The organism is Paenibacillus sp. FSL R7-0273, assembly GCF_000758625.1.
Lineage (GTDB): Bacteria > Bacillota > Bacilli > Paenibacillales > Paenibacillaceae > Paenibacillus_AQ.
In genome coordinates this window covers 335,472-352,546 of record NZ_CP009283.1, presented here as the reverse complement: position 1 = coordinate 352,546, position 17,075 = coordinate 335,472, and the positions used below count along the sequence as shown (strand labels likewise).

Sequence of the window (17,075 nt, the reverse complement as noted above, 5' to 3'; positions counted from 1 at the left end):
AACATGCAAAAAAATAGAACGGCCTCTCCTTATAGAGAGCTGCAGAACCGCTTAAGCCGTCCTGTCGGGGACGGCTGCCGGCTTACTCAAATACAAGCAAAGGCCATGCTACTACATATACGATTACCCGGACAACGGGGCCGGCACCACGACTCTTTGTGAAGGCCCCCCACCTTAAAGCTTTTACTGTTAAGCCTGTCTGTCTATCTCCTTCTTTTTCTTCGCGGAGCTGTACAGCATGGTCCCGACGAAGACCGCAATCAGAACGGTGAAGAACACCACATGCGGCAGCTCATATCCGAAGGCTCCGGCAAGCATCTTGCCGGCAATTATAGCAATCAGCAGGAATGCTGCCTGCTCCAGCTCGGGGAATCTCGCAATTAGCTTGAGGAATACCTGCGCTACTCCGCGCATCATCAGCACGCCGAGAATACCGCCCAGGAACAGCACCCATACTTCACTGCTCAGACCGAAGGCTGCAATAACACTGTCTATACTAAAAGCAATATCCATTAATTCAACAAGGAGAACCGTCTTCCAGAAGGAGGCGCCTTTGTTTTCCTTATGTCCTTCTTCTCCGCTGCCCTTAAATAATCCTTTATATGCGATGTAAAAGAGATACAGGGCTCCCAGAACTTTTACAAGCGTAAACTCAATCAGATAGGTTCCGAGTCCGATTGCCAGGAATCTGAACACATAGGCGCCCAAAATTCCGTAGAAGAGTGCCTTCTTCTGCTGCTCCTTCGGCAGATGCCTGACCATAACCGCAAGCACCAGCGCGTTATCCGCAGAGAGCAGCCCCTCCAGCAGAACCAGACTGCCGATAATCCCCCAGCTGACCGGATCGGACAAGGTTGCCGCTATATCGCCCCAGGAAAAGAAGTGTCCATAATTGTCACTGATGCTTCTGAAAAACTCACTTAGCCATCCCATTCATAATGCGCCTCCGCAAAATATAATCACTATTTACTGCCAGCTACCCAGCGCAGTCCCCAGCTGTAGGCCTGATCCATTTCCTGATGGCCGCTGAAATATTGCACGAGCCGCTCGATACTGAACGTTTCATCGCCGACATTCTGTATAAGCGCAATCGCACACATTCCCTTGCGGTTGTTATGCTCATCCAGGTTCACGATGATATCAGGCCCGTCGCCCTGATGGATCGTAACAACACCGTCCGCTTCAGACCAATGGGTAACTCCCTGATAGATAAAAGAAAAGATCAGAACCCTTTTGATTTCGGCCACCCTGCTGCCGTTAATCCGCAGATTCTCGCCCGACTTCACCGAGCCTGTCCGGTCGTCGCCATCAAGCATAATAAAGGGAGGCTGCTGAAGGCTGCCAAACGCCTTGCCAAGCGCCTGAACAACACCTTTTCTGCCATCTTTTAATTCATACAGGCAGGCGAGATCAAGATCTACTCCGCCTTTACGGCTGAACAGTCCTCCGCTTTGCCTCTGATTCCAATTCAGATTAATCAGCACTTCCCCCAGGCCGGAGGCCGATTTCTTCAGATTAATCGAATCGCCCTTCTTCTTCAGTTCAATCTTTTTGAGATTAAGCTGAGGCGGCGGCGATGGTACCGGAGCAGGGGGCGGGGCAGGTGCTGGAGCCGGGCGCGGAGGCGGATTGTCCGCTTTGGGAGCAGCTGGCTCATCCTCCACCTCAATGCCGTAATTTCCGCATAATGCCTTAAGTCCGCCTTCAAAGCCGGCTACAATCGCGCTAAACTTCCAGTCCGAGTTATATCTATATAATTCTCCTACTACAACGGCCGTTTCCACAGAGAAATGATTTCCAAGATTACATCGCATTAGTTCCTCGCCGGTTGCCCGGTTCAGAATCCGGCAATGAGCATTGCTCATCTGGCCAAAGGTCTGCCTTCGGCTCTCCCCGTTATACAGTGTAACGGCAAATGCGATCCTCATCGTGTCAGAGGGGACCTTGCCCAGTTCAATTTCGAAGTGCTTCAGGCCGCCTGATCCGCCGGCCGGCACATCCTTGTAGCGGATGAACGGTGTAACCGGATTGTTATAAAAGATCAGATCATCGTCACCGCTGACCTTAGCCTGTGCTCCCAGCAGAAACGCCGAAGCATCAATTTCCATATCAGCCGGAGCGTGCCAGCCGATTTCAACAACAAGCGATTGGATTCCCGGATTCCCGCGCGTCAGATCTACCTTCTGACCCTTCACTGCTTCTATGCTCATATGCCTAAGCCACCTTTGAACGAATAGCTGAAAGTTATTAAGCAACCGATAAATTTATAAACTCTATATTATTTAAAAAGGGCAGGATCACTAGGGATCCCGCCTTTGAAACGAATACAGCCGTTATTGCGCATCCAGCCCGTAATTCCGGCACAGTGCACTGAGTCCGCCGGTGAAGCCGCTGCCCACCGCCTGGAACTTCCAATCCGCACCATGGCGGTAAAATTCACAGAATACCACAGCTGTCTCTGTCGAGAAATCCTCGCCGAGATCAAACCGCAGAATTTCCCGTTCACTTACAGCATCGACCACCCGTACAAATGCATTGGAGACCTGCCCGAAATTCTGGGCGCGGCTCTCAGCATCATAGACGGTTACTGTAATGCCGACGCGCTGAATGTTGGCGGGAACCTTGCTGAAATCAACCAGGATCTGCTCATCATCACCGTCGCCTGCACCTGTCCGGTTATCGCCGGTATGCGTTACGGAGCCCGCACCGCCGCTCGGATTATTGTAGAATACAAAATCATCCTCGCCTTTGGCCTTACCGTCTTCATGAAGCAGAAACGCAGAGGCATCCAGGTCAAAATCCTTGCCTCCGCTGTATCTGTTCGTATCCCAGCCCAGCCCTACTACCACCTTCGTCAGACCCGGATTCGTCTTGGTCAGATCAATCCGCTGTCCTTTGGAAAGACTGATTGTCACTGGCTAAACCCTCTTTCCTGTTTTATTGCAGACCGTAGTCACGGGTAAGGCCGGCCAGACCGTCCTTGTAGCCGCTGCCGATCGCACTGAATTTCCATTCGCCGGCATTACGGTACAGCTCACCTACAACAACTCCGGTTTCAACGGAGAAATCCTCGCCGAGGTCAAAACGGATCAGCTCTACATTGCTTTCTTCGTTCACGATACGCACGTAAGAACGGGAAACCTGTCCGAAATTCTGGCTTCTCTGCTCAGCTTCATAGATTGTAATCGTGAAAGCTACCTTCTCCACATCCGCAGGGATGCTCTTCAGGTCGATATCAATCACTTCATCGTCTCCGTCGCCTTCGCCTGTACGGTTGTCACCGGCATGAACAACAGAGCCGTTCTCGTTCTGCTTGTTATTAAAGAAGATGAAGTTGGTTTCCTTATCCACTTTACCGTTTGCATTGGTCAGGAACACGGAAACGTCAAGGTCAAAATCTTTACCGCCGTCATATTTGTTGGTATCCCAGCCGAGACCCACTTTAATCTTGGACAGGCCCGGATTTGTTTTGGTCAGATCGATTTTTTGCCCTTTGGATAAGTTAATTGCCATTATAAATAACCTCTCTTCTATTAGGATTAGTTAGCTTTCATTGATTAAATGTAGCGTTCAGCCAGCTGGTTAATATGTGCTGCATGGGCTCCTTCGCCGATCGCCGCGAATTTCCATTCGTCACCGTGGCGGTAGAGCTCCCCGCAAATAAGCGCCGTAAAGCCTGTGTAATTATCAGTCAGATTAAACCGTACAAGCTCACTGCCGCCGGCTCCGTTGATAATCCGGATATACGCGGATTTGATCATTCCGAAATCCTGCTTGCGGTTAACCGCATCATAAATGTTAACCACCACGAGCACCCGGTGCACATCCGCAGGAACCGCCTTCAGATTAACCTTGATCTGCTCGTCATCACCGTCGCCGTCGCCGGTCAGGTTATCTCCTGAATGAACAACCGAATTATTGGGATTCTGTTTGTTGTGGAAGCATACCAGGTTCGTCTTGTTCAGCAGCTTGCCGCCCTCGCTGAGCAGGATGGCCGAAGCATCACAGTCCACATTGGCCTGTTTCTTCACACCGAAGAAGCCGCGGGCAGGCTCAGCCGGGTCCCAGCCCAGACCTACAACAACATTAGTCAGTCCGGCATTTCCTTTAGTCAGATCAATCTTCTGTCCTTTTACGAGATTAATTCCAGCCAACTTAAAATACCTCCGTTCCCAATAAAAATTACAGCCTGCAAGTCTAGCATGAGGATGTTCTATCAGTGATACGGGCTAAACCCCGTTTCGTTTCACCATTCTTCAGTAAATATCTGCAACTCTTAAAGGCTGAATTCACCCGGGTTAAGCCCCAGCACACCGCAGATATGACGGACAATTGCCTTCTCATGCTCGTCAAAATCACCGTCAGCCGCACCGATCGCAGAGCAGACGCCGACAATAACACGGCCGACCTCAGGCTTGCCGCTGAATTTGGCTATGGCCTTCAGCGCTTCCTGCTTTCCGATTTCCGGAGAGAAATCAAAATTGCTGACATAGAAGTTAAATTGGGTGATGACCTCTCTCATGTCAAACACCTTAAGCTCATTGCTGAGGTTCATATAACCGGCCATCTTGTTCTTCTCGGCTTCCTCAATCTTGCCGTCAGCTGCAGCTACCAGGGCGCAGCCTGCAACCACCGCATTCATAAAGTCTTTATTTTTAAATTTTTTAACCTGCTCGGTCAATCCGCTTTTAGTCGTGTTCAGCCAATTTTTGAATGTGCTCATCGTATTCTCCTTCTATCATGTTAAATGATGATAAACAAAAGATAGCAGAGAGCCTCCTCTCCGTCATTCCGACAGATATTTGCTGTATTCCTCGGCATTCAGCCTACCATTCTAATATAACCGATTGAATAGCAATATTCTAGTTTGCCAGATTTTCACAGCACCTTGGAGAGGAATTCACGGGTACGCTCATGGGAAGGACTGCCAAACAGCTGCTCCGGCACGCCTTCTTCCACGACAACCCCCTGCTCCATGAACAGGACCCGGTCTCCCACTTCACGGGCAAAGCCCATCTCATGCGTAACCACAACCATGGTCATTCCCTCACGGGCCAGATCCTTCATAACGGCCAGCACCTCGCCGACCATTTCCGGGTCCAGCGCCGAGGTGGGCTCATCAAAGAGCATAATCTTCGGTTCCATGGCCAGCGCCCGGGCAATCGCCACCCGCTGTGACTGTCCCCCTGACAGCGAAGCCGGGTACACCTCAGCCTTTTCACTAAGTCCGACTTTCTGCAGCAGCTCCAGCGCCTTCTCGCGCGCTTTATCCTCAGGCCATTTACGGACCTGCACCGGAGCAAGCATAATATTCTCGATCACGGTTTTGTGCGGGAACAGATTGAACTGCTGGAACACCATCCCGACCTCCGTACGGATATCGTTAATCCTTGTGTTTTTGTTCATCAAGGAAGTGCCTTCAATGATAATCTCGCCGCTTTGCGGCTGCTCCAGCAGATTAAGGCAGCGCAGTAAGGTCGATTTTCCCGAGCCGGACGGTCCGATAACGACCACAACCTCCTGGCTGTGAATATCAACGTTAATATCTGTCAGCACCTGATGATCCCCAAAAAATTTGTTTAAATGTCGTACATTGATGATCGGCTCCATACTTAGGTTACACCTTCCGTTCAATATAATTGAGCAGCTTGCTGAGGGAATAGGTAAGGACGAAGTAGATAAGCGCAGCAGTCAGATACGGCTCCCAAATCCGCAAATACTGGCCTTTCATGGTGTTGCTCCAGAACATAATTTCAGGTGCCGCCACCAGGGCCAGCAGGGAGGAATCCTTAACCAGAACGATAAACTCATTCCCGAAGGCCGGAACCATTCGCTTAATGGCCTGCGGCAGAATAATGAAACGCATAGCCTGCCACTTGCTCATGCCAAGTGATAACGCCGCTTCACGCTGTCCGGGGTCGATCGACTGGATGCCTGCACGGAAAATCTCCGCAGAATACGCGGCAGAATTCAGTGACAGCGCAATGAACGAGGTCATTAAAACATTGGTTGTCCCGTAAAAAGCCGGAATCAGTCCGAAATGTACAATCAGAATCTGCACATACAGCGGTGTTCCCCGGAAAAAGTTGATATACAAATGAAACGGCCAGCGGTAAATGGCTCTTGGCGCCATTTTGCCGAATCCGATACCCAGACCCAGAACAGAGCCGATCAGGATGGAAACAATAGATACCCCGATCGTAAACAGCGTCCCTCTTAAAAAGACCGGTAAATAATGAACAATGAGGTCAAATCTGAAATCCATAGAACTCTTCCCTTCTCTTCTGCTGCTTTCTTCTCTATATAATCCTTTTCAAAAAAAGAAGCATGCGCAATAGCAATCATTACGCATGCTTTGATGTTTACCAGAGCTTCCTATTCCGCACTCAGCAGTGCAGCTGTATCCGGCTCTTCACCGAACCATTCCTTGTAGATCTCTGCATATTTGCCGTTCTCGATAACGGTCTTGATAGCCGGGTCCAGCTTTGCTTTCCACTCGCTGCCCTTCGGATACAGTACGCCGTAGTACTCGGAGCCGAAGTTCTCTTTGTCCAGAATTCCTGTCAGCTTCTCGTTCGGATTGTTCTTGATATATTCATTTACAATTGCAATATCCGCAACAACTGCATCTGCACCGCCGGCATTCAGCTCCATCAGGGCCACCGCGTTGCTGTCAAAACGCTTGAGGTTAGTGTTGTCGACACCCATAATATCGCTCATCAGAGTATCAGCAGTCGTCGCACCCTGTACGGCCACAACCTTATCCTTCAGGTCGAGCGCGCTCTTGATGTCACTGCCTTCCTTAACCATGATCATATTGGTGGATTCAAAATAAGGAATGGAATAATCGTAGGTTTCCTTACGTTCATCTGTAATGGATACTGAGGATACGCCGGCCTGATATTCCGTTCCCTGCTGTACGCTTGTGAGCATGGTATCCCAGCCGGTATTGGTAATGGTGTATTTCACTCCCGCTTCTTCCATTACCGCTTTGATGAAATCAATATCAAATCCCTTGATCTTATCCGTATCCATATACTCCATCGGCGCGTAGCTTGCATCTGTGGCAATTTTGATACTCTCTCCCGCAGCCGCATTGCCGCCTGCAGCATTATTCGAGCCGCAGCCCGCCATCGTTAACATAAAACATGCAGCTAAAGCTGACATCGCCCACTTCTTCCCGATCCCCATACTCCAATCCCCCTACTTTTTTGTAAAAATACTTAAAGAGATTTTATCAGATTAAAGCAGTGGTGACAATTAACTTTTCCCATATACGTTAGGTTACATGACATGTTATCGAAAATTTGTAACATTTACTCCCGTTGAAAACAATTCTCTTCCTATTAAAATCTTGAAAACACAAAAAAGGCTACCTCCGGAGAGATAGCCTCATAGCCTCACAATATATTTTGTTTCTGTTAAAAAGTCAGATCCCCGTCATAGGAAGCAATCAGCCGGTAAAGCTCAGGACGGCGGTCACGGAAGATGCCCCACTCAATCCGGCCGACCTCCAGCGCATCCAGATCAAATTCACTGACCAGCACCGCCTGCTCATCGCGCCCGGCCTCAACAATCTTGTTGCCCTGCGGTCCCGCAATGAACGACGAGCCGTAGAAGTTGATGCTGGACTCCTCATCGCTCTCCTCGCCGATCCGGTTGGAGGCAATGACAGGAATCAGGTTAGCCGCAGCATGCCCCAGCATGCACGTCTGCCAGTGATCCTTCGAATCAATCGAGCCGTCCTGCGGCTCAGAACCGATGGCTGTCGGGTAGAACAGAATTTCAGCGCCCATCAGGCTCATTACGCGGGCCGCTTCCGGGTACCATTGATCCCAGCAGACGCCTACGCCGATTTTGGCATAGCGGGTATTCCATACCTTAAAGCCGGTGTCACCGGGATTAAAGTAGAATTTCTCCTCATATCCAGGCCCGTCCGGAATATGGCTCTTGCGGTATTTGCCCAGCACTGTACCGTCAGCATCGATAACGGCCAGTGAGTTGTAGCGTGCGTAGTTCTTTTTCTCATAAAAGCTGATCGGCAGCACCACCTGCAGCTCTTTGGCAACGGCTTTAAAGTGATTCACTGCCTTGTTGCTCTCAAGCTCAGTGGCATACGCGTAATAGTCGGATTTCTCCTTCTGGCAGAAATACGGGGTCTCGAACAGCTCCTGCAGCAGAATGATCTGGGCTCCCTGCGCTGCCGCTTCCCTCACCAGAACCTCTGCCTTGCGGATATTCTCATCAATGTCACCGGAACAGCTCATTTGCGTTGCGGCTACTTTTACTTTTCTCACTATTCAGTCCTCCTTGCAAAATTCAGTTATTTCCGTGCAGGCATCTGCTGCGTGGTGCAGTGTACATTTCCGCCTTCGCCGATTACGGCCATACCGTTTACTGTACGGATTCTTCGGTCAGGGAAAAGGGCCGAAAGCTGCTGCTCGGCAAGCTTATCCGTCTCTGCTGCTGTCCCCCCGAACACCGGCAGAATAATGCCGCCGTTGACGAAGTAGAAGTTCAGATAGCTTAGCGTCAGCCGGCTGTCTTCATAGTCCACACGCGGAGGCTGCTGAATCGGAATAATCTCCAGCTTCCGCCCCTTGGCGTCTACCGCTTGCTCCAGAATGCGCAGATTCTCCCGGGTAATCTCATAATTCTCGTCCTGCGGATCATCACAGACCTGGATAATAACCTTACCCGGTGCTGCGAAGCAGGCAATATTGTCAACATGGCCGTCGGTTTCATCACCGCTGAGACCGCGCTTCAGCCAGATAATAGACTCTGTCCCGGTGAACTGGCGCACATACTCCTCGATTTCCGGGCGGCTCAGCTCGGGGTTGCGGTTCGTATTCAGCAGGCACTCCTCAGTAGTAATCAGTGTTCCTTCGCCATCGGTGTGGATCGATCCGCCCTCCATAACAAGCGGCGCATCAAAGCGCTCCACCTGCAGGGATTCAAGAATCTGCGGCGCTACCTCATCATCAAGATCCCAAGGCATATATTTGCCGCCCCAGGCGTTAAACTTCCAGTTCACACCGGCGAGCTTACCGTCTTCAGCTGCTACAAAGGTCGGACCGTTATCGCGCAGCCAGGCATCATTATGGCGGACCGGAAGAAGCGTAACGTTCGCACCAAGCCCCAGAGCCTCTACCGCTTCCAGTTCTTCGGGATTTACAATTACTGTAACTGGCTCAAACTCGGCAATAGCCTTTATAATTTCAGCATAGCCTTCGCTTACGGATCTGTAGTTGTCCGGAAATACCATGGATGCCTGCACCGGCCAGGAGATGAAGGTCCGTTCATGCTGCTCCCATTCTGCCGGCATTGTATAGTTCATATCTTTTGGATACATTCGTTAGATACCTCTGTCAGTTAAATTTGAAGCAGCTTGACCCTGCAAAAAGCTCCTTACCCATCATACAATAATATAAGGACACGCTCAATTGGCAGAAATCTGCATGATTTCACATATCCGTCTTAACTCTAATATTGACCAATGTTACATTTTGCATAATACTGGAAGATGTATATTTATTACCGGTTCCACAGCGTGAAAGGTGGTCATCATTTGGAAGCTGCATCCACGATCCTAGCAGAGCTTGAAGATTATATGAAGCGTGAAGCTCTAACCATATCTAAATTTGCCGCGCGCTCAGGAATGAATTCCGGCACATTAAGCAACGTTATTCAAGGCCACCGTCCAATTGCCATGCAGCAGCTGGACCGGATTACCCTGGCTATGGATCTGCCTGAAGGGTATTTTTATGAACTGTATGTTGATAATTATATAATTAATGGTGCACCGGACTGGCGGAGGATCGGCCCTCTGCTTCAGCGCTGCGCAGAGCTTAACAAGCTGGACTCCATTAACCGGGTCGTGCAGCATATTATGGACAAGCTAATTTATGCCCCTATGCTGTTCGATACGGCAGAGGAGCTTTTCTCCCAGGGCCGTTCAGCCGCCGCCGCCCTGATGTACGAGAGCGTCGCCGAAGGAGAACGGTTCCAGCACTCTGAACGACTGGCTCTCTGCCGGTACAGATTGTTTGTCATCGGACTCGGCGACAGCCAGGATGCCAATCTGCACGCCGCCAACCAATTTGAGCCTTACGTCGAGCGTCTGGACGAAGCCGACCAGCTCGATGCGCTCAAGCATCTGGCTGATGTCTTTGCCTCCATGCACCGCTGGGAAAAGGTTAATGAGCTGGCCGAGCTCCTCGGGCAGAAGGCCACTCTGCAATATAAGCATCTCAAAAAGGAATCAAGGCAGAAGCAGCCGAGCCGTCCGCTTATTTACTATATTTTATATGCTAATCTATCCAAAGCCGGAGTCTGCGATGAGCGCGGTGAATACCAGAGGGCTCTATATTATACTTCGTTATATAGTGATGTTAGCTGGATGAAATCCCCTTTGAGCAAGGAAGAACAGCAGGTTGTCGAGCAGTTCCAGGAATGGGCCCACGCTAACACCTATCTATATCGGCTAATGTCCGGAGAGATTGAGGTACTGCCCGAATACATCAGCTATATCGAGAACAAGGAGAATGAAATCCCATCGGCCCTGTACAAAATTATTCAGGCTGCCAACCGTTACGAATTCGAAATCGATGAGATTCTGGAGCGTTTTAGAAATCACAGAGACTATCGGAAACAGCAGAGCCGTCTTGGAAAGTTCACCCAGCAGTTAACCGGTGACAGGCATACACGGTTCATGACAGAGCTGGCTTTGTATCATTTAAAACATAAAAATTTTGCTGCTGGCTTTCATTATCTATTAGAGGGTTTGGAATCATCTGTTATTATAAAGAGTGACTCCAACATCGTCCGATGTGTCGGAATCTTCGAAAAATACCGGCCGTCCGCCTTGCCGGAGCACATTCTGAGATATACAAATTCAATGAGCGAGGTGTACAGAATTAATGAAAAGAAAGATGGCCTTATTGATGTCATTAACTAGTATGGCAATTGTACTGTTCTCCACCAGCAATGCAGTTGAGGTAATATTCCAGACGCTTACACACGGCTGGGGAGGTTAATTATACTTAAACTCTATTGATGCACTATCCGGCCATCGGCTGGATGATGCAGAATTGCTTTAAAATGAACACAAGAGGGAGCCGCGTTATGATGCGGCTCCCTCTTTGTGTCTGGCATGCACGGCTCAGCTTCCCTCACCGTTGCTGGCAGCGGACTGACTTTTACAGCCTGATCTGCTTCACAGTCCCCCCGTCAAAGTCCCTGATCGTAAATACCCCGTCTGCGAGAACGCCGTAGGAATGTGGATTACCCTCTTTAGGCAATGAGATAGAGCCCGGATTCAGCACATAAATGCCTTCCTTAAGGTCAGCTACCGGAAGATGTGTATGCCCCTGGATAAAAACATCGCCCGGCGCCAGCGGCGGCAGCTGTTCGATGCTGAAGCCGTGTCCGTGGGTGGCATAAATCTTCCGGCCTTCATGCAGGATCAGCACATAATCACCCATCATCGGGAACTGCAGCAGCATCTGGTCGACCTCGGCATCGCAGTTGCCGCGTACAGCAGCCAGTGATTTGCCGTAGGCGTTGAGCCGGGCGGCAACCCCCTGCGGGTCATATCCCTCCGGCAGCGGATTGCGGGGACCGTGATACAAGAAATCACCCAGAATAACAAGCGTATGCGGCTGCTCCTCTTCGGCCTTGGACAGAGCCTTCTCCAGCCAGTACAGCGAGCCGTGGATATCAGAGATAAACATCAATTTCATTGTGCAGACTTCCTTTCGGTTGGTTCCTTATCCTTATTATCTTATCGCTCCCGGCAGGAGCATGCAAAACAGGACGCCGCGGGCGTCCTGCACTTAACTTATCAATAGCTGCGTTACTTGGGCAGATCGGAGGCTCCCATTAAATAACGGTCAACCTCCCGGGCTGTCTGCCGGCCCTCCTGAATCGCCCAGACCACCAGACTCTGTCCGCGGCGCATATCACCGGCTGCAAATACACCCTCAACATTGGTGGCCTGCACTCCGAATTCAGCCTTGGCATTGGAACGCTCATCCCGCTCGATGCCGAGCTGATCCAGCAGCGTATTCTCCGGCCCGGTGAAGCCCAGCGCCAGCAGTACAAGCTGTGTCTTAATTACTTCTTCACTACCCGGCACTTCCTGCGGCACGATCCGTCCCTGCTCATTCCGCAACCATTCAATTTTGACCGTATGCAGCTCCTGCACATATCCGCCGTCATCGCCAACGAACCGCTTAGAAGAAACGAGATAGCGGCGCGGGTCCTCCTTATACAGGGCTGCCGCCTCATGCTGGCCGTAATCCACCTTCAGCACCTTCGGCCATTCCGGCCAAGGGTTGCCCGGCTGGCGGGTCAGCGGAGACTGCGGCATAATCTCCAGCTGGATGACGCTGCGGCAGCCGTGGCGGATCGAAGTCGCCACACAGTCTGTACCTGTGTCACCACCGCCGATGACAACGACATCCTTGCCAGCCGCAGACAGGTATTCTCCGTCGGCCAGGCCGGAGTCCAGCAGACTCTTCGTGTTCAGCGTCAGGAACTCCATCGCCTGATGGATGCCGCGCAGCTCACGCCCTTCAATCGGCAGGTCACGCGCCTGCGTAGAGCCTCCGCACAGGACAACAGCATCATTCTCCTCCTGCAGCTGCGAAGCGGCAATATCCTTGCCGATTTCAGTACGTGTCACAAAGGTAATACCCTCAGCGGCCAGCAGATCCACCCGGCGCTGAACGGTTTGCTTATCCAGCTTCATGTTCGGAATTCCGTAGGTCAGCAGGCCGCCGATGCGGTCAGCACGTTCGTATACGGTCACCGTATGTCCGGCTTTGTTGAGCTGGGCGGCGCAAGCGAGCCCTGCCGGACCTGAGCCGACAACAGCTACCCGCTTCCCGGTCCGCACCAGCGGCGGCTCAGGAAGGATCCAGCCCTCGGCAAAGCCGCGGTCTACGATCGAGCGTTCAATCGTCTTAATGGTTACCGGGCTGCCGTTCATTCCCACAGTGCAGGCACCTTCGCACGGGGAAGGACAGACGCGTCCCGTAAATTCAGGAAAGTTATTCGTTTTATGCAGCCGCTTCAGGGCAACCTGCCAGTTGCCGCGGTATACCAGGTCATTCCATTCAGGGATCAGATTATGCAGCGGACAGCCGGAGGCCATCCCCGACAGCAGGCGTCCTACATGGCAGAACGGCGTTCCGCAGTCCATGCAGCGCGCCCCCTGCTCCTTCAGCTTATCCTCATCCATCGGCAGCAAAAATTCATCCCAGTTCTTAATGCGCTCCAGCGGCTCGCACTCTGCGGCGGTCTGCCGCTGATATTCGATAAATCCGGTTGCTTTACCCATTCCTAGTCATCCTCCGAGTTTCTCTGATTGGCCGCCGGTTTATAGCATTAGCGGCATTCTTGCCCATTCGGCGCCAAAAAGATAGTTACTCTTTGTCACCGGCTGATCATTTGATACTGTAAAGCAGCAAAGTAGTGCCTATATATTATCATCGATTCTTTGCCGCCTAAATGAGCAATGTCACTTTTTTAATTAAAATTACGGGGATGGGTAAAGCTGCTCAGGAAAGCCTTAACGGGCCTTAACGGGCCTTAACGGGCTTTTACCAGATTATATACCGAGCCGAATATGCCGAGCAGAATGCCGGTTACCGGAAATACGATCCAGTTAATGTCCCAGCGCTGGAAAACAAAGCCGCTAATCAGAAAAATGCAGGTAGCGAGCGGCCAGACAATAGCAGCGATTGAGCCCATGATGCGCTTCTCTTCTTTTTTTTCAGGAGGGAGCTCGGTATATTCCCCTTCCTTGAGCAGAAAGCTGAAGCTCTCCTTGATTGTTCCGTAGTAGATGAACAGAAAGACTGCAAGTGCGATGAGCAAGAGCATGATAGCCGCACCATAACCCGTAGTGTCCTCACTAACGGCAGCCCAGATAATAACCAGAACCGGTGATACTACACAAAGACAAATGCCAAGCGTCAGCGACAGGGTATAGGTGGGAGTATATGCACGTCTGCGCTGCTCAAGCTCTGTCCGCAAAAAGTAAGGCAGATTAAAGCCCTTTTCCAGATATTTAAATCTGTCCGTAATAGAGCTGCTGTAAATGAACATGCCTACCGCAAGAGCTATCAGCACCAGCAATATACTTACACCGATTATTCCAGCGGTATCCTCCGAGAGTACCCCGCGCAGAAAGCCGAATTCAGCAAGGGTAACAAGAACGATCAGCAGCGCAGGACCGATCATGCACAGCATGACACCGATCCCGACCATGAAGCCGGCCTTCTTCTTAGCCATTGTATAGCTCCAGGTATCCTCAGGCGCAAGCAGCGGAAGCAGCGTATCCTCCCCGCCCTTGACCAGTTCAAGCTCTTCAATCAGCTCATCAATGTTGCCGAATTCGGAAATAACGATGCCTACCGCTTCGTTTTCCGATTTGCCTTCTTGTTTGAGCTCATGATATTTCTCCTCCATGTTGGCAAGCAGATCCTGCTTCAGATTGTACGTCTGCTCTGTCCTGGGCAGAGAAGCGAACATATTATTCAAATATGCGGCTATTGTATCCATGTCACTACAGCTCCTTTATAAATTTATTAACAACCTCTTGCGTGACCTTCCATTCTGCACATTTCTCCCGGTAGTAAGCCAGACCCAGCGGTGTAATGCGGTAATAGGTGCGTCTCTTCCCAAACGTCTCATCCAGAAAAAAAGAGTCGATATATCCGTTCTTCTCAAGCCGGGTGAATGCGGAGTAAAGAGTGGTCTCCTTCATGACATACTTCTCGTCTGACAGCTTCCTGATGTTCTTGGATATTTCATATCCGTAAGATTCGCCATCAAGCAGCATGTAGAGAATAAGGGTATCGTTATAGCCCCGGATAACATCACTGCTGATCAAGAGTGGTCCTCCTTAACATGTTTATTACTTCATCTGTCGTAGTAATTGAATTGTAGCACAGTTACTACGACAGGTGAAGTACTTTTCCATAAAATAGGCTTGTTCAGGCAAAAAAATACGGATGCCCTCCCTATTCAGGAGCAGCATCCGTTATTTGTCTATCAAAGCTGTTAAAATGTATAGCTATGGCTATACAGCGAGTACAACCATACCTGTTCCGGTAACGTTCAGCACACCGCCCGCAAGCTTGGAGACCAGCTCGCCGCCGAACAGAATGCCCCATTCGCCAAGGGCCGGCAGCTTGAGGGTAGTGCCTGCCGGATTGGCATTATAGAGCACATACAGATGCTCTGCGGCATCCCCTCCGGCATGGTCCCGCAGTGTATAAGCCACTGCACCGGCCGGCGACTGCTCAAACATCAGCTGTGTGCGGATTTCCTCCGCAGTGCGCAGCCGGAAGGCCGGATGGGCCCTCCGCAGCGCAATCAGGCGCTTCATGTAATCAACATCGCCGGCATGGGCGGCGCAGCGCTCCCAGTCCATCCAGTTGACCTCTACCGGCGACTTATAGCTGTTCTCTACGCCATCCTTGGTGCGCATGAATTCCTGTCCGGCATGCAGGAACGGAATCCCCTGGCTGGTCAGCACCATTGCGGAGGCCAGGCGGTGCATGGCTGCACGGTCCGTATCACGCTCTCCCGGGGTGGACAGCACGATTTTGTCCCAGAGTGTATGATTATCATGGCATTCCACAAAGTTCACACACTGCCGGGGCTCATCGGCAAACTGTCCGGAAGCCTGCTCGTGCACGATGCCCCCGGTAATCCCCGTCTTTACCTCCTGCTCCAGTCCATGCTTACCGCTGATAAACCCCCGCTCCCCGTAGCGGAAGATATTACCCTTCACCGCATCACGGAAGCCGTCGTTGAAATGGCCGATACCCGGCAGACTAGCCGCATTGCTCTGATCGGCCAGCTTCCCGGGCGCAAGCTCCGTATCCATAATCCAGCCCTCACCGATCGTCATAATCGAAGGGTCAAGCTGATCCAGACGGCGGCGGATCTCCTGCATGGTCTCAATATCCAGCAGGCCCATCAGATCAAAGCGGAAGCCGTCGATATGATATTCCTCCGCCCAGTACAGGACCGACTCGACAATAAAGCGGGATACCATCAGCCGCTCGCTGGCAACATCATTCCCGCAGCCCGAGCCGTTCGACAGACTGCCGTCCTGCTTGTAGCGGAGATAATAACCGGGAACCAGCTTCGTAAAGTTGACGCGGAAGCCGTCATATACATGGTTGTAGACGACATCCATAATGACACGCAGCCCGCGGTCATGCAGCGCCTGTATCATTGTCTTCAGCTCACGGATTCTTACAGCCGGAGCATAGGGATTGGTGGCATAGGAGCCTTCCGGCGCGTTGAAATTCTTCGGGTCATACCCCCAGTTATAATGGGGCTGATCCAGCTTTGTTTCATCGACGCTCTCTGTAGCATAATCATAAAACGGCAGCAGCTGCACATGTGTCACGCCAAGACCGGCGATATGATCCAGTCCTGTCGCAATCCCCTCAGGGCCGCGTGTCCCATCCTCTGTCAGGCCCAGGTACTGGCTTTTGTGGACGATACCGCTGTCAGGATGAACAGATAAGTCACGCAGATGCAGCTCGTAGATGACAGCATCGACCGGGTCGGCCAGCAGCGGCTTCTCATCCGTCCAGCGCTCCGGGTTAGTCTTGGACATATCCAGGATGGCACTCCGGTCACCGTTAACCCCGACAGCCCTGGCATAAGGGTCCGCCGCTTCGTTCCACTGCTCTCCGACACGCACCCGGTAGGTGTAGAATTTACCCTCCAGGTCACCGCTAATCTTAAGCCTCCATGTGCCCCGCACCTCACGGGTCATAGGCAGGTGCTCCCCTGCGGCATCCTCCCAGGAATGATACAGCACAACCTCTGCTTCAAACGCAGTAGGCGCCCACAGGCAGAATGAGGAGGACTGGGGAGTATAGCTTAAGCCCAGATCATCGCCGTCATAGCTGAAAAGCTGGTCAAACTCCTGATCAAACACAGATATTCCGCCGGTGGCCGCCGGATCGCCATAGTGAATCGGTTCTTTCATTTCTTTTTGTACGGACAAGGCAACCTGTCTCCTTTACCTTTTATTAACTGGA

At 51.3% G+C, this 17,075-nt stretch carries 17 protein-coding genes; 1 reads left to right on the top strand and 16 read right to left on the bottom strand.

The genetic code is table 11. The features are described from left to right. Positions 1-189: 189 nt before the first annotated feature. The 11 genes from R70723_RS01560 to R70723_RS01510 form a co-directional block, all read right to left on the bottom strand. A complete protein-coding gene (locus R70723_RS01560; protein WP_039869249.1) occupies positions 190-933 on the bottom strand; it encodes a TerC family protein in 744 nt (247 codons plus the stop codon). 29 nt (positions 934-962) lie between these two features. Beyond that, positions 963-2,210 (bottom strand): TerD family protein, encoded by a 1,248-nt coding sequence (locus R70723_RS01555; RefSeq protein ID WP_039869247.1) that lies wholly within the window; start codon positions 2,208-2,210, stop codon positions 963-965. Positions 2,211-2,333: 123 nt separating this feature from the next. Then, positions 2,334-2,915, bottom strand: a complete 582-nt coding sequence (locus R70723_RS01550) for a TerD family protein (protein WP_039869245.1) — start codon at positions 2,913-2,915, stop codon at positions 2,334-2,336. A gap of 22 nt (positions 2,916-2,937) precedes the next feature. Continuing rightward, a complete protein-coding gene (locus R70723_RS01545; protein WP_039869242.1) occupies positions 2,938-3,513 on the bottom strand; it encodes a TerD family protein in 576 nt (191 codons plus the stop codon). Between the two features lie 44 nt (positions 3,514-3,557). Then, a complete protein-coding gene (locus R70723_RS01540) occupies positions 3,558-4,154 on the bottom strand; it encodes a TerD family protein (RefSeq protein ID WP_039869239.1) in 597 nt (198 codons plus the stop codon). A gap of 122 nt (positions 4,155-4,276) precedes the next feature. Further along, a complete protein-coding gene (locus R70723_RS01535) occupies positions 4,277-4,723 on the bottom strand; it encodes a tellurite resistance TerB family protein (protein ID WP_039869236.1) in 447 nt (148 codons plus the stop codon). A gap of 155 nt (positions 4,724-4,878) precedes the next feature. Continuing rightward, positions 4,879-5,601, bottom strand: coding sequence for an amino acid ABC transporter ATP-binding protein (locus R70723_RS01530; RefSeq protein WP_039878104.1), 723 nt, complete (start codon positions 5,599-5,601; stop codon positions 4,879-4,881). 16 nt (positions 5,602-5,617) lie between these two features. After that, the gene (locus R70723_RS01525) at positions 5,618-6,265 is read right to left on the bottom strand and encodes an amino acid ABC transporter permease (protein WP_039869233.1); all 648 of its coding nucleotides are present in this window, start codon (positions 6,263-6,265) and stop codon (positions 5,618-5,620) included. A gap of 110 nt (positions 6,266-6,375) precedes the next feature. Then, complete coding sequence (locus R70723_RS01520) at positions 6,376-7,191, bottom strand: basic amino acid ABC transporter substrate-binding protein (protein WP_039869230.1); 816 nt, start codon at positions 7,189-7,191, stop codon at positions 6,376-6,378. A gap of 230 nt (positions 7,192-7,421) precedes the next feature. Then, entirely contained in the window at positions 7,422-8,297 is an 876-nt protein-coding gene (aguB, locus tag R70723_RS01515; protein ID WP_039869227.1) for an N-carbamoylputrescine amidase, read from the bottom strand. Between the two features lie 26 nt (positions 8,298-8,323). Next, entirely contained in the window at positions 8,324-9,352 is a 1,029-nt protein-coding gene (locus R70723_RS01510; RefSeq protein ID WP_039869224.1) for an agmatine deiminase family protein, read from the bottom strand. Positions 9,353-9,568: 216 nt separating this feature from the next. On the opposite strand from R70723_RS01510, the gene R70723_RS01505 reads away from it, so the two are divergent. Then, a complete protein-coding gene (locus R70723_RS01505) occupies positions 9,569-10,957 on the top strand; it encodes a helix-turn-helix domain-containing protein (protein ID WP_039869222.1) in 1,389 nt (462 codons plus the stop codon). A 241-nt stretch (positions 10,958-11,198) separates the two neighbouring features. Here the strand turns inward: R70723_RS01505 and yfcE are convergent, their stop codons facing one another. The 5 genes from yfcE to pulA all read right to left on the bottom strand — a co-directional run bounded on the left by yfcE (position 11,199) and on the right by pulA (position 17,041). Next, positions 11,199-11,741, bottom strand: a complete 543-nt coding sequence (yfcE, locus tag R70723_RS01500) for a phosphodiesterase (protein ID WP_039869219.1) — start codon at positions 11,739-11,741, stop codon at positions 11,199-11,201. Between the two features lie 113 nt (positions 11,742-11,854). Next, positions 11,855-13,342, bottom strand: coding sequence for a glutamate synthase subunit beta (locus R70723_RS01495; protein ID WP_039869217.1), 1,488 nt, complete (start codon positions 13,340-13,342; stop codon positions 11,855-11,857). Between the two features lie 251 nt (positions 13,343-13,593). Next, positions 13,594-14,568: a permease prefix domain 1-containing protein gene (locus tag R70723_RS01490; RefSeq protein WP_039869215.1), complete on the bottom strand. Its 975-nt coding sequence runs from the start codon at positions 14,566-14,568 to the stop codon at positions 13,594-13,596. A gap of 4 nt (positions 14,569-14,572) precedes the next feature. Continuing rightward, complete coding sequence (locus R70723_RS01485) at positions 14,573-14,899, bottom strand: PadR family transcriptional regulator (RefSeq protein WP_039869212.1); 327 nt, start codon at positions 14,897-14,899, stop codon at positions 14,573-14,575. Positions 14,900-15,088: 189 nt separating this feature from the next. Next, positions 15,089-17,041 carry a type I pullulanase gene (pulA, locus tag R70723_RS01480; RefSeq protein ID WP_039869210.1) on the bottom strand — a complete coding sequence of 651 codons (1,953 nt, stop codon included), beginning with the start codon at positions 17,039-17,041 and terminating at the stop codon, positions 15,089-15,091. Positions 17,042-17,075: the final 34 nt, after the last annotated feature.

Coding starts and splice junctions, on each gene's coding strand:
- R70723_RS01560 (WP_039869249.1), bottom strand. CDS start 933: ATGGGATGGCTAAGTGAGTTTTTCAGAAGCATCAGTGACAATTATGGA.
- R70723_RS01555 (WP_039869247.1), bottom strand. CDS start 2,210: ATGAGCATAGAAGCAGTGAAGGGTCAGAAGGTAGATCTGACGCGCGGG.
- R70723_RS01545 (WP_039869242.1), bottom strand. CDS start 3,513: ATGGCAATTAACTTATCCAAAGGGCAAAAAATCGATCTGACCAAAACA.
- R70723_RS01535 (WP_039869236.1), bottom strand. CDS start 4,723: ATGAGCACATTCAAAAATTGGCTGAACACGACTAAAAGCGGATTGACC.
- R70723_RS01525 (WP_039869233.1), bottom strand. CDS start 6,265: ATGGATTTCAGATTTGACCTCATTGTTCATTATTTACCGGTCTTTTTA.
- R70723_RS01520 (WP_039869230.1), bottom strand. CDS start 7,191: ATGGGGATCGGGAAGAAGTGGGCGATGTCAGCTTTAGCTGCATGTTTT.
- R70723_RS01510 (WP_039869224.1), bottom strand. CDS start 9,352: ATGTATCCAAAAGATATGAACTATACAATGCCGGCAGAATGGGAGCAG.
- yfcE (WP_039869219.1), bottom strand. CDS start 11,741: ATGAAATTGATGTTTATCTCTGATATCCACGGCTCGCTGTACTGGCTG.
- R70723_RS01495 (WP_039869217.1), bottom strand. CDS start 13,342: ATGGGTAAAGCAACCGGATTTATCGAATATCAGCGGCAGACCGCCGCA.
- R70723_RS01490 (WP_039869215.1), bottom strand. CDS start 14,568: ATGGATACAATAGCCGCATATTTGAATAATATGTTCGCTTCTCTGCCC.